The organism is Dyella sp. 05T440, from assembly GCF_056395965.1.
The window spans coordinates 378778-401626 of record NZ_JBFTKN010000002.1; the positions used below are offsets into that span (position 1 = coordinate 378778).

At 65.2% G+C, this 22849-nt stretch carries 22 protein-coding genes; 7 read left to right on the forward strand and 15 right to left on the reverse strand.

Annotated elements, in window-relative coordinates:
• Nucleotides 1-9 precede the first annotated feature (9 nt).
• Nucleotides 10-1380 carry a formimidoylglutamate deiminase gene (locus AC1DE1_RS03480; protein WP_441603448.1) on the reverse strand — a complete coding sequence of 457 codons (1371 nt, stop codon included), beginning with the start codon at nt 1378-1380 and terminating at the stop codon, nt 10-12.
• Between the two features lie 81 nt (nt 1381-1461).
• On the opposite strand from AC1DE1_RS03480, the gene AC1DE1_RS03485 reads away from it, so the two are divergent.
• From AC1DE1_RS03485 to hutI, 3 genes are read left to right on the forward strand one after another with little or no spacing between them, the layout of a single operon-like run.
• Nucleotides 1462-3036, forward strand: a complete 1575-nt coding sequence (locus tag AC1DE1_RS03485; RefSeq protein ID WP_441603449.1) for a GNAT family N-acetyltransferase — start codon at nt 1462-1464, stop codon at nt 3034-3036.
• Nucleotides 3033-4517, forward strand: a complete 1485-nt coding sequence (locus tag AC1DE1_RS03490; RefSeq protein ID WP_477175834.1) for a chloride channel protein — start codon at nt 3033-3035, stop codon at nt 4515-4517. The genes AC1DE1_RS03485 and AC1DE1_RS03490 overlap by 4 nt, the downstream gene beginning before the upstream one ends.
• The gene (hutI, locus tag AC1DE1_RS03495) at nt 4514-5746 is read left to right on the forward strand and encodes an imidazolonepropionase (RefSeq protein ID WP_477175835.1); all 1233 of its coding nucleotides are present in this window, start codon (nt 4514-4516) and stop codon (nt 5744-5746) included. Before AC1DE1_RS03490 ends, hutI begins: the two co-directional genes overlap by 4 nt.
• Nucleotides 5747-5806: 60 nt before the next feature.
• On the opposite strand, the gene AC1DE1_RS03500 is transcribed toward hutI, so the two are convergent.
• The 6 genes from AC1DE1_RS03500 to gltX all read right to left on the reverse strand — a co-directional run bounded on the left by AC1DE1_RS03500 (nt 5807) and on the right by gltX (nt 9894).
• A complete protein-coding gene (locus AC1DE1_RS03500; protein WP_121879330.1) occupies nt 5807-5968 on the reverse strand; it encodes a 30S ribosomal protein THX in 162 nt (53 codons plus the stop codon).
• A gap of 71 nt (nt 5969-6039) precedes the next feature.
• Nucleotides 6040-7020, reverse strand: coding sequence for a cation diffusion facilitator family transporter (locus AC1DE1_RS03505; RefSeq protein ID WP_477175836.1), 981 nt, complete (start codon nt 7018-7020; stop codon nt 6040-6042).
• Between the two features lie 60 nt (nt 7021-7080).
• Nucleotides 7081-7506: a MerC domain-containing protein gene (locus AC1DE1_RS03510; RefSeq protein WP_477163907.1), complete on the reverse strand. Its 426-nt coding sequence runs from the start codon at nt 7504-7506 to the stop codon at nt 7081-7083.
• 114 nt (nt 7507-7620) lie between these two features.
• A complete protein-coding gene (locus AC1DE1_RS03515; RefSeq protein ID WP_441603454.1) occupies nt 7621-8127 on the reverse strand; it encodes a transcriptional repressor in 507 nt (168 codons plus the stop codon).
• A 46-nt stretch (nt 8128-8173) separates the two neighbouring features.
• Nucleotides 8174-8458: a hypothetical protein gene (locus tag AC1DE1_RS03520; protein WP_477175837.1), complete on the reverse strand. Its 285-nt coding sequence runs from the start codon at nt 8456-8458 to the stop codon at nt 8174-8176.
• A gap of 35 nt (nt 8459-8493) precedes the next feature.
• Entirely contained in the window at nt 8494-9894 is a 1401-nt protein-coding gene (gene gltX, locus AC1DE1_RS03525) for a glutamate--tRNA ligase (RefSeq protein WP_477175838.1), read from the reverse strand.
• A 118-nt stretch (nt 9895-10012) separates the two neighbouring features.
• Between gltX and AC1DE1_RS03530 the strand changes: the two genes are divergently transcribed.
• Nucleotides 10013-10756 carry a transporter gene (locus AC1DE1_RS03530; RefSeq protein ID WP_477175839.1) on the forward strand — a complete coding sequence of 248 codons (744 nt, stop codon included), beginning with the start codon at nt 10013-10015 and terminating at the stop codon, nt 10754-10756.
• Here AC1DE1_RS03530 and AC1DE1_RS03535 read toward each other — a convergent pair.
• Nucleotides 10743-11177, reverse strand: coding sequence for a DUF4399 domain-containing protein (locus tag AC1DE1_RS03535; RefSeq protein ID WP_477175840.1), 435 nt, complete (start codon nt 11175-11177; stop codon nt 10743-10745). The genes AC1DE1_RS03530 and AC1DE1_RS03535 overlap by 14 nt on opposite strands.
• Before the next feature lie 170 nt (nt 11178-11347).
• On the opposite strand from AC1DE1_RS03535, the gene AC1DE1_RS03540 reads away from it, so the two are divergent.
• Both AC1DE1_RS03540 and AC1DE1_RS03545 read left to right on the forward strand, forming a co-directional pair.
• On the forward strand, nt 11348-12508 hold the full coding sequence (locus AC1DE1_RS03540) for a glycosyltransferase family 4 protein (RefSeq protein ID WP_441603463.1): 1161 nt from the start codon (nt 11348-11350) through the stop codon (nt 12506-12508).
• The gene (locus AC1DE1_RS03545; RefSeq protein WP_441603464.1) at nt 12477-13049 is read left to right on the forward strand and encodes a phosphatase PAP2 family protein; all 573 of its coding nucleotides are present in this window, start codon (nt 12477-12479) and stop codon (nt 13047-13049) included. Before AC1DE1_RS03540 ends, AC1DE1_RS03545 begins: the two co-directional genes overlap by 32 nt.
• A gap of 632 nt (nt 13050-13681) precedes the next feature.
• On the opposite strand, the gene accD is transcribed toward AC1DE1_RS03545, so the two are convergent.
• Genes accD through trpB form a run of 3 tightly spaced genes read right to left on the reverse strand, consistent with a single transcriptional unit; the run spans nt 13682 to nt 16614 of the window.
• Nucleotides 13682-14554: an acetyl-CoA carboxylase, carboxyltransferase subunit beta gene (gene accD, locus AC1DE1_RS03550; protein WP_441603465.1), complete on the reverse strand. Its 873-nt coding sequence runs from the start codon at nt 14552-14554 to the stop codon at nt 13682-13684.
• 54 nt (nt 14555-14608) lie between these two features.
• Nucleotides 14609-15409: a tryptophan synthase subunit alpha gene (trpA, locus tag AC1DE1_RS03555; protein WP_477175842.1), complete on the reverse strand. Its 801-nt coding sequence runs from the start codon at nt 15407-15409 to the stop codon at nt 14609-14611.
• On the reverse strand, nt 15406-16614 hold the full coding sequence (gene trpB, locus AC1DE1_RS03560; RefSeq protein WP_204635509.1) for a tryptophan synthase subunit beta: 1209 nt from the start codon (nt 16612-16614) through the stop codon (nt 15406-15408). The genes trpA and trpB overlap by 4 nt, the downstream gene beginning before the upstream one ends.
• Before the next feature lie 109 nt (nt 16615-16723).
• Between trpB and AC1DE1_RS03565 the strand changes: the two genes are divergently transcribed.
• Nucleotides 16724-17620: a LysR family transcriptional regulator gene (locus tag AC1DE1_RS03565; RefSeq protein WP_477175844.1), complete on the forward strand. Its 897-nt coding sequence runs from the start codon at nt 16724-16726 to the stop codon at nt 17618-17620.
• 245 nt (nt 17621-17865) lie between these two features.
• Here AC1DE1_RS03565 and AC1DE1_RS03570 read toward each other — a convergent pair whose 3' ends face one another.
• The 4 genes from AC1DE1_RS03570 to AC1DE1_RS03585 form a co-directional block, all read right to left on the reverse strand.
• Nucleotides 17866-18870 carry a cupin-like domain-containing protein gene (locus AC1DE1_RS03570; RefSeq protein WP_477175845.1) on the reverse strand — a complete coding sequence of 335 codons (1005 nt, stop codon included), beginning with the start codon at nt 18868-18870 and terminating at the stop codon, nt 17866-17868.
• 50 nt (nt 18871-18920) lie between these two features.
• Nucleotides 18921-19550 (reverse strand): phosphoribosylanthranilate isomerase, encoded by a 630-nt coding sequence (locus AC1DE1_RS03575; RefSeq protein WP_477175846.1) that lies wholly within the window; start codon nt 19548-19550, stop codon nt 18921-18923.
• The gene (truA, locus tag AC1DE1_RS03580; protein ID WP_477175847.1) at nt 19547-20314 is read right to left on the reverse strand and encodes a tRNA pseudouridine(38-40) synthase TruA; all 768 of its coding nucleotides are present in this window, start codon (nt 20312-20314) and stop codon (nt 19547-19549) included. The genes AC1DE1_RS03575 and truA overlap by 4 nt, the downstream gene beginning before the upstream one ends.
• Nucleotides 20315-20431: 117 nt before the next feature.
• A complete protein-coding gene (locus tag AC1DE1_RS03585) occupies nt 20432-22792 on the reverse strand; it encodes a motility hub landmark protein FimV (RefSeq protein ID WP_477178898.1) in 2361 nt (786 codons plus the stop codon).
• Between the last annotated feature and the right edge of the window lie 57 nt (nt 22793-22849).

Genomic DNA, 22849 nt, shown 5'->3' on the forward strand with positions numbered 1-22849 from the left:
CCTTGCGCGTCAGTGCTGCTGGGCGAGCCGTTCCATCACCGTGCGGTAGCGCGCGGCAATGCGATCTTCATCGCGATGGGTGAAGCCACGCACCATCCATTCGCCGCCCACCATCACATCGCGCACCAGCGGCGCGTTGCCGGCGAACAGGAAGCTGTCGATCAGCGAACGTTCGTCGCGTGCGGCAAGCAAGGGTGCGCGATCGTCCAGCACGATCAGATCGGCGCGCGCGCCCGGGCGCAATTCGCCGATCGGCAATCCCGAAGCCGTTGCACCGCCGCGCAAGGCGGCACGCCACAAGGTCTCGCCCACGCTGTCGCCCTGATGACGTCCGGCGATATTGCGATGACGCGTCGCCAGGCGCTGGCCGTATTCCAGCCAGCGCAATTCTTCCACCGGCGACACGGAGATATGCGAATCGGAACCGATGCCAAGCGTGCCGTTCGCGTCCAGATAAGCCGCCAGCGGAAACAACCCGTCACCGAGATTCGCTTCCGTGGTGGGGCACAGACCAGCCACGGCGCCGCTACGCGCGATCTGCAGCGTTTCCTTGTCGGTCAAATGCGTGGCGTGGATCAGCGTCCAGCGTGCATCCACCGGGGCGTGATCAAACAACCATTCCACCGGACGCGCGCCGCGCGTGGCCAGGCAATCCTGCACCTCGCCGATCTGCTCGGCGATATGGATGTGGATGGGGCACTTACTGGCCGCATCGTTGGCGAGCACCGTACGCAAGGCATCCTCCGGCACCGCGCGCAGCGAATGCAAGGCGATGCCGACACGCAGCTTGTCGCTCTCGTGCTTGCGCAGGCTTTCGAGCAGGCGCAGATAGGACGGCACGTCGTGGCCGAAGCGGCATTGACGCGGCGCCAGCGGACGGCCATCGAAACCACCGCTCATGTACAGCACGGGCAACAAGGTCAGCGCGATGCCTGCCTCGCGCGCCGCTTCGATCAAGGCCAGCGACATCGCCTCGGGCTGCGCGTACGGCGTGCCATCGGGCTGGTGATGCAGATAGTGGAATTCGCAGACCTGCGTGTAACCGCTCTTGACCATCTCCACGTAGAGCTGCGCGGCGATGGCCTGCAATTCGTCCGGGCCGATGGTGGCGGCGAACGCATACATGGTTTCGCGCCAGGTCCAGAAGCTGTCGTCGCTCTTGCCCTTGCGTTCGGCCAGACCCGCCATGGCGCGCTGGAACGCATGCGAATGCAGGTTGGGCATGCCGGGCAGCACCCATCGGCCGAGGCGCTCGGCGTGCCCTCCCGATCCCTCGACCAGCATGCCGCCATCATCGATATCCAACACGGCGTCAGAGCTCCAGCCCTGCGGCGTCCAGAGTCGGTCGGCGGCGTAGCGGGTCGGGATGGTGGCTGCCATGAGCAAGCTCCGTAAGGACAGACTTCGAGTGTAACCGCTCGCCACCCCGCGCCGTTCACATCGCTGCGGCATAATGCGGCAATGGCCAAAAAATCTCAGGAACGCACGCCCAAGCTGCTGGTCAGGCAGGCCAAGGCCGCCGATGTACCCGCACTGGTCGACCTCACCGCCCGCGTCTATACGCCCGAATGGGGACACTCCGCGGAAATGCTGCGCTCCCAGCAGACGCACTTCCCGGAAGGCCAGTTCGTGGTCGAATACGAAGGCAGGATCGTCGGCTATTGCGCCACGTTCCGCATCGACGAAAAGACCGCGCTCGCCCCGCACACATGGATGCAGATCACCGGCGGCGGCATGGCCTCACGCCATCGCCGCGACGGCAACTGGCTGTACGGCATGGAAGTGGTGGTGCATCCCGATTACCGCAATATGCGCATCGGCCAGCGTCTATACCAGGCGCGCAAGCGGCTGTGCACTGATCTGAAACTGCGCGGCATCGTGTTCGGCGGACGCATTCCCGGGCTTGCGCGCAATCTGCATCGCTACGGCAGCGCCGAGGCCTATGTGCAGGCCGTGGTCGAAGGCAAACGCCGCGACCTCACGCTCAGCTTCCAGCTCAGCAACGAGTTCGAAGTGGTCGGCCTGCTGCGCGGCTACGTGCCGTCCGACTATGAGTCGCTGGGCTATGCGGCGCATCTGGTGTGGCGCAATCCGCAGCTGCTCGATCACCCGGATATCCCCTCGATTCCCTCGACGCAGCGACTGCCCGACATGGTGCGCGTCGCCTCCGTGCAGTACCAGCAGCGGCGCATCCGCTCGTTCGAGGAATTCGCCACCCAGGTGGAATACTTCACCGACATCGCTGCCGACTACAACGCGGACTTCGTCACCTTCCCCGAACTCATCACGCTGCAGTTGCTGTCGATCGAGAACGAGGAGCTGTCGCCGGTCGATTCGATCCGCATGCTCAGCCAGTACACGCCGCAGGTGAAGGAGCTCTTCAGCCGGCTGGCCGTGCACTACAACATCAACATCGTGGCGGGATCGCACCCGACCGAACAGGCCAACGGCGACATCCACAATGTCTGCTACGTATGCCTGCGCGACGGCTCGATCCATGAGCAGGAAAAGATCCACCCCACGCCCAGCGAACGCACCGTGTGGAACATCACCGGCGGCGACACCGCGGCCACCATCCAGACCGACTGCGGCCCGATCGGCGTGATGATCTGCTACGACTCGGAATTCCCCGAAGTGGCGCGCCATCTCACCGACCAGGGCGCACTGATTTTGTTCGTGCCGTTCTGCACGGACGTGCGCGAAGGTTACCTGCGCGTGCGCTACTGCTCGCAGGCGCGGGCGATCGAGAACCAGTGCTACGTGGTGCTATCCGGCAACGTGGGCAACCTGCCCGGCGTGAACAACTTCGACATTCAGTACGGCCAGAGCTGCATCCTGACGCCCAGCGATTTTCCGTTTGCACGCGACGGCATTGCCGCCGACTCCACGCCAAATATCGAAACCGTGCTGTTCGCCGATCTGCACCTGGAAAGCCTGGCGCGCGCACGCAATGCCGGCGCCGTGCAAAACCTCAAGGACCGCCGTTTCGATCTTTACGAAACCCGCTGGACCCGCAAGTCCGAGCCGTCCTCGTGAGCGACGCGGACAAAGAACCCGCACGCCCGTCGTCCGTCGCCGGGCGTTTCCAGCAACTGGCCGGATCGGAATTGTTTTCGCCGATCCAGTGGCGGCGTCGCGTGCTGTTCTGGGGCGGCGCGGTGCTGGTCGGACTGGCGGCAATCGGCTTCACCCAGGCGGCCGACTGGGCGTTCAACACGTTCCACGGTGTGGTCACGCACAACCGGTTCTGGGCTTTCCTGATCACACCGGTCACGTTTGCCCTGCTCGCGTGGCTCACAGAAGGAGCACTCAGGCCAACGCGAGGCTCAGGTATTCCTCAAGCGATTGCCGCGCTGAAAGTCGAGGACGAAGGTTTTCGGCAAAGCCTGCTTTCCTTGCGCATCGCCATCGGCAAGATGGGCCTCACGCTTGCCGCACTGCTTGGCGGTGCATCGGTGGGACGCGAAGGTCCAACCGTGCACGTGGGTGCGGGTTTGCTGTACTCGCTGGGACGTCGCTTCGGTTTCGACGAACCTGCTGCCGCCGGGCGTTTCATCCTCGCCGGCTCCGCGGCCGGTCTGGCGGCGGCATTCAACACGCCGCTGGCGGGCATCGTGTTTGCGATCGAAGAGATGAGTGGCTCGTTCGAACATCGCGTGAGCGGCATTCTGCTCACCGCGGTCTTCATCGCCGGCCTCGTTTCCTTGGGCATCCTCGGCAATTACGCCTACTTCGGTCATTTCGACATCGGCCTGCCATTGGGCAAGGCATGGTGGGCGGTGCTGGCCACGGGCATCGTGTGTGGACTGGCCGGTGGTTTGTTCGCGCGCCTGATTCTGCCCAGCGATACCGGCTTGCGCGGTGTCGTCGGTCGGCTGCGCGCACGCCAGCCGGTGCTGTTTGCGGGAGCTTGCGGGCTTGCGCTGGTCTTGCTCAGCCAGCTGACCAATACCGGCTTGTACGGCACCGGCTATGCGCAGGCCAAGGACATCCTGCAAGGCCATGCCGACACGGTATCCAGCTTTGGCGTGCTGAAGTTTCTCGGCAATATCGCTTCGTACTGGGCCGGCATTCCCGGCGGCATCTTCTCGCCGGCGTTGGCCGTGGGTGCGGGGCTGGGCAATAACTTGTGCGCCATCCTGCCGGGGGTTGATCCGTCCGCGGTCGCCCTGCTCGCCATGGCCGCTTATCTGTCCGGCGTCACCCAGGCGCCGCTCACCGCCACGGTGATCACGATGGAGCTTACCGACAACCAGCAGATGGTCTTGCCGATCATGGCCACTTGCCTGCTGGCGCGCGCTGCTTCGTCGCTGCTGTCGCGCAAGCCGGTCTACCGCGCGCTGGCGGACAAGCTGATCGAAGGCTATGAACTGGAACGCGCGCGACGTGCCGCTGAAGAAGCGCATGACGACGAAGCCTTCAACGAAGCGCCACCGATCGTGGAAGATCCCGCGACGCCCCTGCTTCCGCCGGAATCCACTTCTCCTGACAAACCCACTGATCACCGACCGTCATGACGCCACCCTGGGACTCTCTGCTGATCAACGCAACGCTGGCCACTTTCGCTGGCGATAAACCGTATGGCTTGATCGAACACGGCGCCATCGCGATGCATCAAGGTTGCATTGCATGGGTAGGACCGGAGGCGTCGCTGCCAGGCGATGCCAGCTCGCTCGCATCGCAAGTGGAAGACCTCGGCGGCGCGGTGGTCACGCCCGGCCTGATCGACTGCCATACGCATCTGGTGTTCGGCGGCAACCGCGCGCATGAGTTCGACCTGCGCCTCAATGGCGCCACCTACGAAGAGATCGCGCGCGCCGGCGGCGGCATCGTGTCCACGGTGAAAGCCACTCGCGCTGCCAGCGAGGACGAGCTGTTTGCCCAAGCGTTGCCGCGCGCCCATGCATTGATGGCCGATGGCGTCACCACGCTGGAAATCAAATCCGGCTACGGGCTGGATCTGGAAACCGAGCGCCGCATGCTGCGCGTGGCGAGGCGTCTGGGCAAAGCGCTGGGCATCACGGTGCGCACAAGCTTTCTGGGCCTGCATGCACTGCCGCCCGAATATCGCGAAGATCGCGAGACCTATGTATCCCTGGTATGCGACGAGATGCTGCCTGCGCTTGCCGCCGACGGCCTGGTCGATGCGGTCGATGCCTTCTGCGAAAACATCGGCTTCACGCTCGAGGAAACGCGCCGCGTATTTGATCGTGCCACGCAGCTGGGTTTGCCCGTGAAGCTGCATGCCGAGCAGCTTTCCGATCTCGATGGCGCGGCGCTGGTCGCCCGTTATCACGGTTTGTCCGCCGACCATCTCGAATATCTCAGCGACAGCGGCATGCGCGCCATGGCTGCCGCGGGCACGGTGGCGGTATTGCTGCCGGGAGCGTTCTACGCGTTGCGCGAAACCAAGCTGCCGCCCATTGCTGGCTTGCGCGAACACGGCGTGGCCATGGCCGTCGCTACCGACTGCAATCCGGGCACCTCGCCCCTGCTCTCGCTGCGGCTCGCCGCCGGCATGGCGTGCACGCTGTTCCGTCTCACGCCCGAAGAGGCGCTGCGCGGCGTCACCGTCCATGCAGCGCGAGCGCTCGGTCTCAGCGACCGTGGCACGCTTGCGCCCGGACAGCGGGCGGATCTGGCCGTATGGAACGTGAACCAGCCTGCGGAGCTGTGCTACTGGATCGGCGGCAGCCATGCCCTGCGCAAGGTTTTCATCGGCGGCGAGGCCCAGGCGGCCGCCTGAGCGGTTTTCAGGCAAAAAAAAGCCCCCGCTCAGCGGGGGCCTTCTTGTGAAGTCAGGCGCTTAGGCCGACTTCTTCTTCGGCGCGGCCTTCTTGGCGGCAGCCGGCTTGGTCACGGTCGTCTTGCTACCGGCTACGGCCGGCTGCAGCGAGTGAGCGCGGCTATTGCCGTAGCTGCCACGGTAGGTCTTGCCACGACGGGTCCTGCGATCGCCCTTGCCCATGAGGGAACTCCTTGATTCGTTAGGGTGAATACGGCCAACCATCGTATCAGCGACCGCCCAAAGCGCAATAGTCAGCGACAACCGGGGCCAGCACAGCCGCGCAGCTCGTCGGGACAGCGCTCGACGTCGATCTGCACCGTAACGTGTTGAATGCCGAAGCGTTCGGCCAGCACGCCGTTGATGGATCGGATCGCTGTCGTACTGCTCGCACCCTCGTGCAATTCAGCGTGCAAGGTCGCCATGCGCGAACCCGAAGCGAGCTGCCATACGTGCAGATGATGCACATCGCGGATGCTTGCGTCGGCGCCACGCAGCGCCTCCGCCACATCGCCGGTATCCATGCCCTCGGGCACGCCTTCCAGCAAGATGTGCGCGGAACGGCGCAGCAGGCGCCACGCGCTGTTGAGGATCAGCAGCGAGACCAGCAGCGACAGCACCGGGTCGGCCCAGTTCCAGCCCAGCCAGCGCACCAGCAGCGCGGCAGCGACCGCGCCCACCGAACCGAGCAGGTCGCCCAGCACGTGCAGCGTCGCACCAGCGAGATTGACGTCGTCGTGGGCGTGTCCGTGCAGCGTGCTCAGCACCAGCACATTGGCCACCAGGCCGATCAGTGCAACCACCAGCATCATGCCGGACAGGATATGGGTGGGCTCGAACAGGCGCGTCACCGCTTCGTACGCAATAAACGCCACCAGCACAAATTGAGTGAGCGCGTTGACGAAGCCGGCGAGCACTTCAAGGCGGCCGTAACCGTAGCTGCGACGCGCATCGGCCGGTCGACGGGCAAACCACGCCCCCGCCACAGCGAGCAGCAGCGCCAGCGAATCGATCAGCATATGGCCGGCGTCGGCCACCAATGCCAGTGAGCCGGACCAGAAGCCGCCAACCGCTTCCACCACCATCATCACGGCGGTGAGCACAAACGCGAAGATCAGTTTTTTCTCTCGGCCGCTGATGCCGCCGTGCGCGTGGTCGTGAGCGTGATCATGCGCATGACCGTGGGCATGGTCATGGGCGGAATGATCGTGGCTGTGGGCGTGGGCGGAACTCATGCGCAAATGCTAGGAATCACGGGCCCCGTTACACAATCACGGCCCTTTCCGCCGTGACGTTCAGTGAGCACACTGCGGACCGTGAATGTGCAGCGCACGCTGCGTGCGCAAGTTCACGAAGTGCGCGCTTGCCACGAGCAAGCCGCCGCAGGTGACCATCACGCTATGCACGCCGATGCCGAATTTCTCGGCGAAGGTGACCCCGAAGATCAACAACGCCAGGCCCGGCAGCGCCAGTAGCAAAGGCAGCGGCCGGTGGTGATGTCGATAACCGCTGACCAGGCTGATCAGCGCCAGCGCGCAGGCAAACATCACGAAGCCACGCTCGAAGGCGTGGTCGGCAAGGAAACCCAGCCCAATGAACGGAAGTATCGCCAGCACGAACGGAAGCGCCGCGCAGTGGATGGCGCAAAGGAAGGATGCTGTCGCACCTACCCGGTCAGCCAGAGACCAAAAGCGATTGTTGTGCTGCTGGGGAGCTGCCATCGGATCGGGGACCGGCACGGAGCATAGGGGTCGTCAGGTGACCCATTGACGCCATGTTACATTATAACGCCATGAACGCAAACCTTCCGGCCACGGTCATTCAGGCGGCGGCAGTCAGCTCTTGCGGCAGTGTTTGCACAGACCGTGCACTTCCAGCGTCTGCGCCTGGGGCCGAAAGCCAAAGCTCTTGGCCTGTGCCTCGATCAGCTCCGCCACGCGTTCGTCGCACACTTCCTGGGCGCTGGAACAGTTGTCGCAGATCAGGAACGGCACCTGGTGCGCCTCGGCCGGGTGATGGCAGGAGACGAAGGCGTTGATCGATTCCAGCTTGTGGATGAAGCCGTGCTCGAGCAGGAAATCGAGCGCGCGATACACCGTGGGCGGCGCCGCGTTGCCGTGACGCTCGCGCAGCTGATCGAGCAGGTCGTACGCCTTCACCGGCTTGCCGGCGGCGGCGACCAGTTCGAGCACCTCTTTGCGCAGAGGGGTCAACCGGAGACCGCGTTCCTCACTGGCATGCTCCACCGCACGCACGAAGCTTTGCGCGTCGTCGTGGTGATGGTGATGCGTGTGCGGTTTGTCTACGGCATGACTCAATGGATTCACCTCGGAAACCATCATACACCGACGTCTATGTGAGGCCTGTTGCAGCCCATCGCAAGCCGGCTCAACGGCGCGATGGCAACGGCGGCGGCACCGCCCTGGGCTTGGGCCGCGGCCTCAACACAATGACCACCCAGCCAATCGGGCCGAGCACGGCCGCCAGCACGACGCCCTCCACCGTGCGCCCACGCCACCAGCCCAGGAGCGCGCCCACCACCATAAACAGCACGCTCCACCAGAACAGCGCCACCCACGGCACCAGGCCCATCAGGTTGAGGAAGATGTGCAGGAAGGCGTCGGGCGCATCCGGGTCGACGCCTTGCGTGGCTTTGGCGAGCAATTCCTCCATGGCGGTTCAGTGATGGCCGCGCATGGAGAGGATCATCAACCCTTCGCCTTGGCGATGGCGTCATCAATACGCTGCAATGCCACCTCGCGACCCGCGAGATAAATGGTGTGATCGATCGATGGCGACACCTGCGTGCCGGTCATCGCGACGCGCAGCGGCTGGGCGATCTTGCCCATGCCGAGTTCGAGCTTGGCGGCGATCTGCTCGATCACGCCGTGGATGGGCTCGGGCTTCCATTCGACGTTTGCGATCAGGCTCTTTGCCTCGGTGAGCACCGCCACGGCGCTGTCGTTCTGCAGATGCTTGGCGACTGCCTTGTCGTCCCACTCGGTGATCGGGCCGTACCAGATCTTGGCGCGCTCGGCCATTTCCTTCAGCGTCTGCACGCGATCGCGCAGCGCGACGATGACGTCGGCGGGGTTCGGGCCCTTGCTGAAGTCGATGCCGGCCTGCGTGAGGTGCCATTCGAATTCCGGCGCAATGGCCGCGGGCTCTTCGGTCTTCAGGTAATGCTGGTTGAGCCACGACAACTTGGTCACGTCAAAGCGCGAGGCCGCCTTGTTGACGTCGCCGATGTCGAACAGCTTGACCATCTCCTCGGCGGAGAAGATCTCCTGATCGCCATGCGACCAGCCCAGGCGCACCAGATAATTGAGCAGCGCGTGCGGCAGGAAGCCGTCGTCGCGGTATTGCATCACGCTCACCGCGCCGTGGCGCTTGCTGAGCTTCTGGCCATCCGGGCCGAGGATCATCGGCAGGTGTGCGAACTCCGGCACGGGCTTGCCGAGTGCCTTGTAGATATTGATCTGGCGCGGCGTGTTGTTGACATGGTCGTCGCCACGGATCACCTCGGTGATGCCCATGTCGATATCGTCGACCACCACGGCGAAGTTGTAGGTTGGCCAGCCATCGGAGCGGAAGATCACCAGGTCGTCGAGCTCGGCGTTGGCCCACTCCACCCTGCCCTTCACCTTGTCCTCGAACACCACCGTGCCTTCCAGCGGGTTCTTGAAGCGGATCACTCGGTTCGGATCGTCGCGGTAGGGCTCGTTACGATCGCGGTAGTAGCCGTTGTAGCGGGGCTTCTCGCCCTTGGCGTAGGCGGCCTCGCGCATGGCCTCGATCTCGTCCTTGGACTCGTACGCGTAGTACGCCAGCCCGGCCTTCAGGAGTTCGTCCGCGACCTGCTTGTAGCGCTCCAGGCGCGCCGTCTGGTAAACCGGACCTTCATCGTGCGTCAGCCCGAGCCAGTTCATGCCATCGAGGATGGCTTGCACGGCCTCTTCGGTGGAGCGCTCGCGGTCGGTATCCTCGATGCGCAGCGCAAATTCACCACCGCGGCGGCGTGCCTCCAGCCAGCAGTACAGCGCCGTGCGGGCACCGCCGATATGCAGGAAACCGGTGGGACTGGGGGCAAAACGGGTGCGGACGGTCATGGGCTGCTTGGACGGGGACGATAAGGAAGTGGGAAATTTTAGCCGATACCGCAGCAAGAACCGACCACGGATCACCGTGGTCCCACGCGCAGTCGCTTTTTTGGCGGCATGGGCGTGCTTGCTGGCAATCAACGCCGCCCACGCGGACGACAATCCAGGCTATGACCGCCCCGGCCTTGGCTTCACGCCGGTAGCGCTCAATGCCGGGGACGTGACCATCGAGCAAGGCCTTCCGACCTGGACCCGGGACAACCTGGGCAGCGGCCAGATCCAGTCCCAATACACCACGGACAGCCTGGTCCGACTCGGCCTTGGCGGTCCGTTCGAGGCCCAGCTGGGTACCTCGCCGTTCAATGCGATCCACACCACCGGCCCCGGCCTCGACAGCTGGGACCACGGCCGCGGCGACACCATCCTCGCGCTCAAATTCGCGCCCGACAAAGCCGATGCGAAGTGGACCTGGGGCGTGCTGGGCAGCGTGGAATTCACCGATGGCGATCGCGCCGTGCGCAACGAGCACCGGCAATACCTGCTGGGCGTGGACATCAACCGGCAGATCACCGACAACGACGGCGTCGGCGCCTATCTCGAACAGACGGCCAGCGGCAGCGACGGGCAAAGCACCTTCGCGCTCAACGAGAGCCACGTGCTGAACAAGTCGATGGTGGGCTACGTCGAGCTGGCCCAAGTGCACGAACGGGGTGAACGCAGCGGCACCGAGGCTGGCTCCGGCGTGGCCTGGCAGCTGAACCGGCGCGTGCAGCTCGATGGCGGCCTGCGCGCCCGCGTAGCCGGACACGCCCAGCTGTGGATGGTCAGCCTGGGCGTGTCGGTGTTCCTGGGACGGTTTACTTCACCGTGACGGTGATGGCCTTGGAGACGATCGTCGGTTCGAACGGAATATGGTTTTCATCGGCCAGCTCAAGCTGCAGCGTGTGCTTGCCCGGCGCCAGCTTCAGCGTGGTTTCGGTCTGGCCGTTGCCGAAGTGCAGGTGCTGATCGTCCTTCGGGATGGGCTGGCCAGCGGCCGGCAGCTCCTTCACATCCACCAGCAGGTGGTGATGGCCGGTGCCTTCCTTCTTCACGCCCGCCGGTGCCACGCCCATGCCCTTGAGGCCGAACTGCACGGTCACTTCCTGGCCGACGATGGCGCCGTCCTTGGGTGAAATGATGTAGACCTCGGCGCCCGCCGGCGCCTTCGTCACGGGCAGGCCCGGTGCATCGGCGGCAAACAGACCGCCGGTGAGGCCGGCAAGCGCAACAGCGAGCAAAAAGCGTTTCATCGGCATGTCTCCTTCATGACAAGAGGGTTGGAGTGTACCCATGGAAACGCTAAGGGCGCGTGCGCAGACGACACCTGCCGCGACGGCCGTCATGTGGGCGTCATACCTGCGCCACGACCCCGCAACGCCACCAGAGGAATCTGCGCCGGGCCAGCAAACGGTACTCCCTAGTGCGCATCGGCATAGTCAGCGAAACCTATCCACCCGAAATCAATGGCGTGGCACTGACCGTGCACAGCCTCGCCGCCGGACTGGCGTCGCAGGGACACACGGTCGACCTGATACGTCCCCGTCAGCAAACCCCCTTCAAGGATGAACCCGGCATCGTCACGCTGGAAGTGCGCGGCGCATCGCTGCCACGCTATCCGGGCCTGCGCTTCGGTCTGCCTGCCGGAGGCCTCCTGCGTGACCGCTGGACGCGGCTGCGCCCCGATGCCATCTACGTCGCGACCGAAGGTCCGCTGGGCTGGTCAGCCGTACGCACCGCCAAGCGCCTGGGTATTCCGACCGCCACCGGTTTCCACACCCGCTTCGACGCGTATGCCGACCACTACGGCGTAGGCTTTCTCACGCCGATCGTGCGCAACTATCTGCGCAACTTCCATCGTCGCGCCGCCGCCACCCTGGTGCCCACCGAAGCGCTCGCCAACGAACTGAACGCGCTCGGCGTGGATACCGCCCGCCTGCTGCGCCGCGCTGTCGACACGCAGCTGTTTCATCCGCGCCATCGCAATGCGGCCTTGCGCGAGCAGTGGAACGTGGATGGCAATACGCCGGTCGTGCTCTACGTCGGGCGCATCGCGGCGGAAAAAAACCTCGGCCTGGCCGTGCGCGCATTTCGCGCCGTACAGCAGCAGATTCCCAAAGCCCGCTATGTGTGGGTCGGCGATGGTCCGGCACGCGCAGCGCTGCAGGAGGCCAACCCCGATTTCATCTTTGCAGGCATGCAGCGCGGCGAAGCCCTGGCTCAGCACTACGCCAGCGCCGATCTGTTTCCGTTCCCCAGCCTGAGCGAAACCTTCGGCAATGTGATCCTCGAAGCGCTGGCCTCCGGCCTGCCGGTGGTGGCCTATGAAGAAGGCGCCGCGCGCGAGCATCTGCACACCGGCCAGAACGGTTATCGCATCGATGCCGGCAACGAACGCAGCTTCATCGAATCGACCGTGATGCTTGCCTCCAACGCCAGCCTGATCCGGCACATGGGCCGTGCGGCGCACGCAAGCATCGCCAATCTCTCGCCCGACGCGGTCATCAACGAGTTCGAGCATCTTTTGGCTGAGCTGGCTAAGGAGAACGCGCATGAGCACGCTGCCGCCCCTGCACACGCCTGAACTTCCCGCCGGCCCGCGCTTCGCCATCGATCGGCGCATGTGCGTGGCGGCCAACCGCTGGGGTACGCGCCGCGCGGTCGGCGTGTTCTTCGGCATCATCAGCCGGCTCGGCGACGGTGTGTTCTGGTATTCGCTGATGGCAGTATTGGCCCTGGTCGACGGCCGACGCGGGTTGCTGGCTGCCGCGCAGATGGCCCTTACCGGTCTTACCGCGCTGCTGCTCTATCGCCTGCTCAAGCGCTGGACGCGCCGCCCTCGCCCGTTCCGCGCCTGCCCCGGCGTGATCGCGCATGTGCCGCCGCTGGATGAATTCAGTTTCCCCTCGGGCCACACGCTGCAGGCGGTGAGCTTCACCGTCGTGGCGCTTGCCTGGTATCCGCTGCTCGCGCCGCTGCTGCTGACCTTCACCGCACTGGTAGGCGCATCGCGCGTGATCCTCGGGCTGCACTATCCGAGCGACGTGATTGCCGCGACAGTGATCGGCAGTGCGCTCGGCGCATTGTCGTTGTGGCTGCTGCCGCTGCACGTGCTGGTGGCGTAAAGCCCGCTTGCCCACCAGCGCAGCGTGCGTTGCGCATTTCGCCATCACTGCGTCGCCATCGCTTTGGCATCAGTGAGATAGGTCATCTATCCACAGGCTTTGCTCGCGACCATCCACATCAGCTGTGGAAAACCGGCCTGTCATGCGCCGGCATCACTGGTCACTATTTCGTCATCGCGTAATGACTGCCTTGCGCAGCAACGAGTTGCGTTGCTTATCCACAGGTTTGCGCGAGTGACATCCACAATCGCTGTGGAAAAGATCGGCGCAGCTGAGCAAAAGATCAGCACGGTGTCGCAAGTCGTTGTCGGCAAAGCCATGGCATGCAGTTGTCCACAGGCTTATGCAGGAGCTATCCACGAGAACTGTGGAAAAGATTCGAGACTGCACTCCTGTGTGGCACTTCCCTGTGGGAGCGCACCCTGTGCGCGACGCATGCTGCCTCAGTATCGATCAGGCGCGCATCCCGCATCCGTTTGCTGTCGACTTCGATGGAGCATGTGGAAAGTGCGAGTTGTGCGCGCTGCACCGTCGCGCACAGGGTGCGCTCCCACAGGGAGGTCGTGAAGGCTTGGCACAAAAAAAACAGCGCCGCGTGGGCGCTGTTTTTGCATATCAACGCAGCGTGGCGCTTACGCGACGCGCGGCGCCTTCATCAGAATGCCGAGCAGGTCGGCCAGCTTGTCGCGCATTTCGCGGCGATCGACGATCAGGTCGATGGCGCCGTGCTCGAGCAGGAATTCCGAACGCTGGAAGCCTTCCGGCAGTGTCTCGCGCACGGTCTGCTCGATCACGCGCGGACCGGCGAAGCCAATCAAGGCCTTCGGCTCGGCGACATTGATGTCTCCCAGCATGCCCAGGCTTGCCGATACGCCGCCCGTGGTGGGATGGGTCAGCACGCTGATGTACGGCACGCCGGCATCGCGCATGCGAGCCAGCGCAGCGGAGGTCTTGGCCATCTGCATCAGCGAGAACAGCGACTCCTGCATGCGTGCACCGCCGGTGGCGGCGAAACACACGAGGGCGCTGCGCTCGGCCAGGGCGCGTTCGGCGGCGCGGGTGAACTTCTCACCGACCACCGAACCCATCGAGCCGCCCATGTAGCTGAACTCAAAAGCCACGGCCATCAGCGGGCGGCCCTTGAGGCGACCGCTCATGGCGATCAGCGCGTCCTTCTCGCCGGTGGACTTCTGCGCCGCCACGATGCGGTCGCGGTATTTCTTGGTGTCGCGGAACTTGAGCGGATCGCTCGGCTCCATGCTGGCCCAGTGCTCCTGCGCCGAACCCGGATCAAGCAAGGCATCCAGGCGCAGGCGCGCCTCGATGGTGTGGTGGTGGCCACACTTGGGGCAGACCATCAGGTTGCGTTCGAGCTCCGGACGGTAGAGCACCGTGCCGCAGCCACCGCACTTCTCCCACACGCCTTCCGGCACCTTGCCCTTGCCGGCGTTGCCGGTGGCATCCGTGCGGGCACGGGGAGTCATGATTTTCTGGAGCCAGTTCATCGCAACACCTCAAACGTTCATGACGCGACGCCGCGTCATGAACGCAGCGTGTTCTCAATGCGCATCCAGCGCGGCGCGGATGGGCGCCAGGAAATCCTTCGCCCGCGCGGTGATGTCAGCGACATCTTCCGCGCCGGCCAGGCGCTCCACGAGCGCGCTGCCGATCACCACCGCATCCGCGAAGCCGGCAATGGCCTTGGCCGACTGCGCGTCGCGCACGCCAAAACCCACGGCCACCGGGGCCTTCGACATCGACCGGATATCGGCCACGCGGGCTGCGATATCGCCAGTGCTCAGTCGTGCCGCGCCCGTGATGCCGGCGAACGATACATAGTACAGGAAACCCTCGGCCGACCCGCACAAGCGCACCATACGCCCGGGTGCGGTGGTCGGCGCGGCCAGCAGGATCTGCTGCAGACCGGCCTGGCGCAACGGCTCCAGCACGGCCGATTCCTCCAGCGGGCAATCCACCACCAGCACGCCGTCCACGCCGGCTTGTGCTGCCTCAGCGGCGAAGCGCGCATAGCCATGGATTTCGATCGGGTTGAGATAGCCCATCAGCACGATGGGCGTATCGGCATCGCGTTGGCGGAATGCCGAGACCCAGCCAAGCACGTCGGCCAGGCCGACGCCTTTCTCAATGGCTCGCTCGCTGGCGTGCTGGATCACCGGGCCATCGGCCATCGGATCGGAGAACGGCACACCCAGCTCGATCACATCGGCGCCGGCCTCGACCAGCGCATGCATCAGCGCCACGGCGTGCTGCGGCGACGGATCGCCGGCGGTCACGAATGGGATAAGGCCGGTGCGCCGGTCGGCCTTCAAACGGGCGAAGCGGCGGTCGATGCGGCTCATACCTGCACTCCTTCGCGCGCGGCAATCGTGTGCACGTCCTTGTCGCCTCGGCCAGACAGGTTGCACAGCACCAGGCCATCCTTCGGATATTCACGGGCAAGCTTGATTGCCTGCGCCACGGCGTGGCTCGATTCCAGCGCGGCGAGAATGCCTTCGGTGCGCGCCAGCAGATGGAAGGCTTCCAGCGCTTCGTCGTCGGTGACGCCGACGTATTCCGCGCGGCCGGCATCTTTCAGAAAGGCGTGCTCAGGTCCCACGCCGGGGTAGTCGAGACCGGCAGAGACCGAATGCGTTTCGGTGATCTGACCGTTGTCGTCGCACAGCACATAGGTGCGATTGCCATGCAGCACGCCCGGGCGACCCGCCGCCAGCGAAGCGGCGTGATGTCCGGTGGCGATGCCCTCGCCTGCCGCTTCCGCGCCGACGATTCGAACGCCTTCGTCGTTGAGAAACGCGTGAAACAGGCCGATCGCATTGGAACCGCCGCCGACGCAGGCCGTGAGCACATCCGGCAGTCGGCCGAATTGTTCCAGCACCTGCTCGCGCGCCTCGCGTCCTACGATCGCATTGAAATCGCGCACCATCAGCGGATACGGATGCGGACCGGCGACGGTGCCGATGATGTAGAAGGTGTCGGCCACGTTGGTGACCCAGTCGCGCATCGCTTCGTTGAGCGCGTCCTTGAGCGTCTTCGAACCCGACGTCACCGGCACCACCTCGGCGCCCAGCAGCTTCATGCGGTAGACGTTGATCTTCTGCCGCTCGATATCCACCGCGCCCATGTAGACCACGCACTTGAGGCCAAAGCGCGCCGCCACCGTGGCGCTGGCCACGCCGTGCTGGCCGGCGCCGGTCTCGGCGATGATGCGCGGCTTGCCCATGCGCTTGGCCACCAGCGCCTGGCCGATGGTGTTGTTGATCTTGTGCGCGCCGGTGTGATTGAGGTCTTCGCGCTTGAGCAGGATGCGCGCGCCGCCCACGTGCTGGCTGAGCCGCTCGGCGTAATACACCGGGCTGGGACGGCCCACGTAGTACTTCAGGTCGCGATCCAGCTCGGCGATGAACTCCGGATCCTTGCGCAGGCGCAGATAAGCCTCGGTGAGTTCGGCCAGGGGCGCCATCAAGGTTTCGGCGACGTAGCTGCCGCCGTAATTGCCGAAGCGCCCGTGTTCGTCGGGATAGGCGCTGAAGTCGATCTTGCTCATGGATGCCACTCGGGAAAGTCACAGAAAGACCTGGCCCAAGCTACTCGAAAGGGTCGGCTCCAAAAAGCGATATGATAGCTTCCATCTGTCAGGAAAACTCACAGGTACCATGCCTCGCGCCCTGCCCTCGCTGAACGCCTTGCTCGCCTTCGAGGCCGCCGCCCGCCTGGGCAGCGTGAGCCGGGCCGCGGCCGAGCTGCATGTCACCCACGGCGCGGTGAGCCGGCACATTCGCGCACTCGAGCAAGACCTGGGCACGTCGCTGTTCCAGCGCCAGGGGCGCGGCCTCGCGCTCACGCCGGCCGGTCAGCGCCTGCGCGAAACCAGCACGGCGGCCTTCGTCCAGTTGCGCGAAACCTGCGACGAGCTGCGCACCGGCACGGCACATGCGCCGTTCGTGCTGGGTTGCCCGGTGAGCCTGCTGGCCCGCTGGATGATTCCCCGCCTCGAACGACTGATGGAGGAGCTGCCGGAACTGGACCTGCATCTGCGCCCGCAGGAAACCAGCTTCGATGAAACACTGGCCGGACTCGACGCGGCGATCATGGCAGGCGAACCGCCGTGGCCGGCCGGCTGGCAGGTGACTGTGCTGGCGAACGAGCGCATCGGCCCCGTGGCGAGCCCGGGCTACGCCAAGGCGCAACGATTCACACGCAGTCTCCCGCAGGCCGTGCAGGAGCAGATGCTGCTGCATACGCAATCGCGTCCCGAGGCCTGGGACCACTGGGCGCAGAGCATGGGCCTGCCCGCAAAACAGCTGACGCTGGGACAGGGCTATCCGCACCTGTATCACATGATCGAAGCCGCGGTGGCGGGACGCGGACTGGCTATCGCGCCGGCGCAACTGGTGGCGGGCGATCTGGCATCGGGACGTTTGCTGGCGCCGTGGGGGTTCCACGAGATACGCCCTCAGTGGGTGTTGGTCACGTCCGCCCGCGTTTCCGATGCGCGAGTCGCACCGCTCGCCGAGTGGTTGAAGGCCGCCTTCGCCGAACAAGGCAGCTGACCCGCTGTGCATTTGCGCATCAATGCGTGCCGAGTGCTTTTGCGTCAGTGAGATAGCCCACCTATCCACAAGCTTTTCCCGCAGGCATCCACATGCGCTGTGGAAAACCTGCGCGACGACGATGCAAGCGATGCGCAAACTCGCATCAACGCGTCAGGACATCTTTGCCGTCAACGAGATAGGACACTTGTCCACAAGCTTTGCCTGCGTGCATCCACATTGGCTGTGGAAAACATCACGCAAGCTCACAGGTACTGGCGAATACGCTCAAGCAGCTTGCGCGATTGTTCCTCGTCGAGCTCGCCCAGCCAGCCGCGACGCTCTGCGGGAATATGCGCCGCGGGATCTTCGTCGTCGAACACGTAGTAGTCGAGCAGCTCGCGCCAGGCGGCACGTTCCGCGGGTGGCAGCGACTTGAACAGCAGGATGCAATGCAAGAGCCCGCCCAGGCGCGTGTTCGGCGCCAGAGCGCTGCCGTGCGTGCGCTTCCACCAGTAGTTCACCAGCGCGTTGAGCTTGCCCAGCGAGGCGACGTGATGCCACCACATCGGCGGGATATAGATCGCATCGCCCGGCTCGAGCTCGGCCTCCAGCGCATGCGCCACCGCCTCCTGCAGGCGCGGATAACGCGGGTCATCCAATTGATCCAGGCGCGCCATGCTGATGGCGGCGCCGGTCGGCGCGAAGTCCAACGGACCGATATACAGATTGCGCACCTGCTCCGGCGGAAACAGCGTGAAGCGGCGCACGCCGCAGACCACGCAGGCGATGTTCTCGTACTCGTCGAAGTGCGCCGGCGTGGTGACGCGATTGCCGATCCACAGGCGCGGCTTCACCGCCTCGTCGAGCAGCGGCAAGCGGTGATGCTCAAGCAGACCCGGCAGACAGCCGGCGATGGGAGCGCTTTGCAAGGCCATGCCGGGTGCGTCAGCGGCCTCGGCAAATTGCAGCAGGCGCTGCAGCACTTGCGTGACGGATGCGCGGTGATGGGTGAAATTGAATGCCTCGGCGTCGCCGCGATATCCGACCACGCCATCCGCCTCGGGCGGCATCAACAGCGCATCGACCGGCGAGCCGTTGTCCGCTGCCATCAGCTGCCCGGCAAACGAGCGGTCCGACTCGCGCGCCGCCTGGACCAGCGGCCAGTGTTTCACCAACCCACGAATGACCCGCGGACGATCGCCTCCGACGATGGCTTGCAGCGCATCGGGCTGGCCTTCGTAATGGAATGCTTCGATGGGTACGGGCATGCGAAACCTGGGCGGCAAGGCTGGCGGCCATGCTAGCAGCGGGCCGGCGTTTACATGCGCTGGTCGTCGGCCCGGCGGACTGCCGCGATGAAATCCGCCAGCTTGTGCGCATCCTTGATGCCCGACGCCGACTCGATACCGCTGGCCACATCGACGCCCCAGGGCTTGGCGATGCGCATGGCTTCGGCAACGTTGGCAGGCGTGAGGCCGCCGGCGAGTATCAGTGGCTGCGTCAGGTCACGCGGCATCAGCGACCAGTCGAACGACTTGCCGCTACCGCCGGGTTCGCCCAGGCCGTGACCATCCAGCAGCAGTCCCGACGCACCGGGATAACGACGCAGGCCGGGCAATGCGGCAGCGCCCTCGCCCATCGCGATGGCCTTGAGATAGCGACGCCCGAACTGCGCGCACCAGTCATCCGACTCCGCACCGTGAAACTGCAGCAGATCCGGCTGGATCGCCTCGATCGCCTCGCGAACAAAGCCCGCTTCGTCGTCCATCAACAACACCACGGAACTCACGAACGGCGGCAAGGCACGCACGATGGCCTGCGCCTGTTCGAGCGTGACACGGCGCTTGCTGCGCGCCGTCAGCACCACCCCGATGGCATCGGCACCCAATTGCGCCGCGAGGAGTGCGTCCTCAATGCGGGTCATGCCGCAGCACTTGATGCGGGTCATTGCGTCACCTCCGCGGGCAGGTTCCATTGCGCCTCGTAGCGCGGCCCGATAAAGGTGAGTCCCGAAGCAGGCGCGGTCGGACCAGCCACGTCGCGACTGCGGCCTTCCAGCAGCTCGTGCATCCAGCGCACCGACTGTTCACCGCGACCGATCGGCAGCAGCGAACCGACGATATTGCGCACCATGTGATGCAGGAAGGCGTTGGCCTCGATCTCGATGATGACGTGTTCGCCTTCGCGTCGAACGCTCACCGCATGCACCTGGCGACGCGCATGCGCCGCCTGGCAGGAGATGGCGCGGAACGCGGTGAAGTCGTGTTCGCCGACCAGGGCCTGCGCCGCCTGATGCATGCGCTCGGCGTCGAGCGGCAGGCGTTCCCAGGTGACATAGCGTGCGTCGAGCGCGGCGCGCACCTGGCGATTGAGGATGCGATAGCAGTAGCGGCGGCTGCGCGCGGAAAAGCGCGCATGGAACATGGGATCGACCGGCTGCGCCCACAACACGGCGACGGTGTTCGGCAGGTTGGACGAGGTACCCAGCATCCAGCCACGCATGTCGCGCTGCACGTCGGTGTCGAAATGCACCACTTGGCAGCGGCCATGCACGCCGGCATCGGTGCGCCCGGCACAGGTCACTTCCACCGGCTGTGCGGCCACGAACGACAACGCCCGCTCCAGCGCACCCTGCACGGTCTCGCCATGGGTCAGCCGCTGCCAGCCGGAGAACTCGGTGCCGTCGTATTCGATGCCTAGAGCGATGCGCATGGGAGAGCAGTGAAGGGTAAAGAGTGAATAGTAAAGGGAAAAAGCAAAACGGCGCCCAGAAGGCGCCGTTTTTCACTATTTACCCTTCGGAGGCGGCGCAGCCGCCGGCTTCACTGCTTATCGGATGCTCTCGAGCAAGCGCTTGGCCACGTCCTTCTGCATCTGCGTGCCTTCGTGCAGGACTTCGTCCAGCATGGCCTGTGCGCCATCCGGATCGCCCATGTCGAGGTAGGCGCGCGCCAGGTCGAGCTTGGTATCCACCGGATCGTCGGTGAAATGACCGCCGAGCTGGTTGCCCAGGGTGTGCTCGCCTTCCGCTTCCAGATCATGGTCCAGGCCGTGATTCACGCTGTGCGCGTGCTCTTCGACCAGGGTCTCGCCTTCGGGCTCTTCGAAGTGCCAGCTCGTGTCTGCCGGTTCTTCCTTCGCGGCGGACGATGCCGCGGCGCCAGCCTGCCCCTGCGCCGGACGCGGGGTCAGGTCAAAGTCGAAGTGATAGCCGCTGACCTTCGGCGCATGCTGCACGGACGGCGTCGGGATCGGCGGGATGTCGTTGTGATCCTTGGCATAGTTGCCGAGGTCGAACTGATCCAGTGCCTCGTGCTCGTCGTCGGCGTGTGCATGTACAGCGCCATGGGCAAACAGCGGATGCTCCGGCACCAGGTCTTCGCCCATGTGCATCACATCCACCCACTCCGGCTGCTGCTCGTCGGAGATATGCGCATGCATGGCTTCGGCGGCGGCTTCAAAATGATCGACGTCGCGACGGCTGTAGTACAGGCTGACCAGTTCCAGGTGCAGGCCGATGTCATCCGGATGCTCGGCGAGCTGGTCGAGCAGCTCGTCCTGATCGGGATCGGCACTGAGGCCCTCGCCGTTGGGGACGGTGCCGAAGCGATCGGCCAGCGACGAAGCGCCTGCCGCTGCCGGGGCCGCCGTCTTGCGGCTGCGTCCACGCAGCGCAGCCAGCAGGCCGAGCACGACCACCGCCGCACCCGCACCCCAGGCCCAGGTCTGCATGAACCAAGGTTCTTCATCCGCCACGGGAGCGGGCTTGGCCTGGATTACAGGCTTGGCCGCAGCGGGCTTGGCGGCGGCGAGCGCTGCCGTGCTGGCATGGGCCGGTGCGCTGGTGCTGGCAGCCGGCGTGACGCCGGCAACGGTTGCAGCTGCCGCCGGCGTGGTGGCCGGCTCGTTGGCCTTCACCACGGTATCGGCTTCGGCCGTCTTCACCGAGGCAGCCTTGGCGGGTGCCGAGGCAAGCGCCGAGGCCGCTGCGGCCGGCTGGCCACCCGTCTTGCGGGCGTCCGCCAGCTTGTGCTGCAGCTCGGCGATCTCGTTGTCCTTGAGCGACAGCAAGCGTTCGTTCTTGCTGTTGATGTCTTCCAGGTCCTTCAGGCGCGACTTGAGCTCATCGCCCTGCTTGGTCAGCGAAGTGAGGGCTTCCTGGCTGCGCAGGAGGTCCTGGTGCAGCGCCGCCATGCCCTTCTCCGCAGCGGCCTTATCAGCCTTGCTGCCGCGACCGGCGGCGTTGTCCGAGCCTTCCTTTGCGGGAACCAGGGCCAGGTGATCGCCACCGGCCGCACCCGAGGTGGGCGCCGAGGTGGCGTTGGCGCGGGTGCCGGCGTCGGCCACCGTGGTCGGCGTGCGGGCAGCGCCGGAGCGCCAATCGCTGTTCTGGCGACGCACTTCGGCCACCGCGGCCTCCGCGGTCATGGACTGGGCGTCTTCCTTGGACGGCACGCGCAGCACCGCGCCGCTCTTCAGGGCGTTGATGTTGTCGCGATAGAAGGCGTCCGGATTGGCCGTCTTCAGGGCCACCAGCATCTGGTTCATGTCCACGCCCTGCGGCGCGGTCTCGTGGGCGATGGCGGACAGCGTCTGGCCGCGCTCCACCGTGAACGTGCCATTGGCGGCCACGCGCGGCGTCGGCGCGGGCTTGGCCGGCTTGGGTTCTGCGGCCGGCGCGGGAGCGGCAGCCGTGGATTCGGTACTGGTCGCGGCCGGCGGGGTCGCCGTGGCGTGGCGGGACGACTTGCCGCTGGACTGGGTCGGCGCACGCGTCGCCGGCACGCTGGCAACGGCGGCGCCCGGCGGATCGAGCAAAATCGTGAACTCGCGCAGGCTCTTGCCCGAGGCGTTGTTCACTTCGACCAGCAGGTCGAGATAGGGGTCATTGACGGGGGCGGCGCTGGTGATGCGGATCACCTTCTTGCCGTTGGCGCCATCCACCACCGCGAAGGAAAGGGGAACCGTGGGACCGGCCGCGACGCCGGCCTGGGCCGCATCCTCGGAGGAAGCCAGCCGGGCCGTGAGATTCTCCAGCTCGGCCGCGTTGGCGGGATTGAGCGGAATTTCGGCCAGCAGCGGCTGCCCGAGGGCGGATTTCACTTGGATCTGACCCAGTTCCAGCGCGGCTGCCTGGCTGCTGCCGAGGGCAAGCGCCAGCAGCATCGACAGCTTCAACGAACGATTCATCGTGTTTCCCCCGAACGACCCCGTGACGTTTTCTTATCCGCATGCCGAAAAACGGCA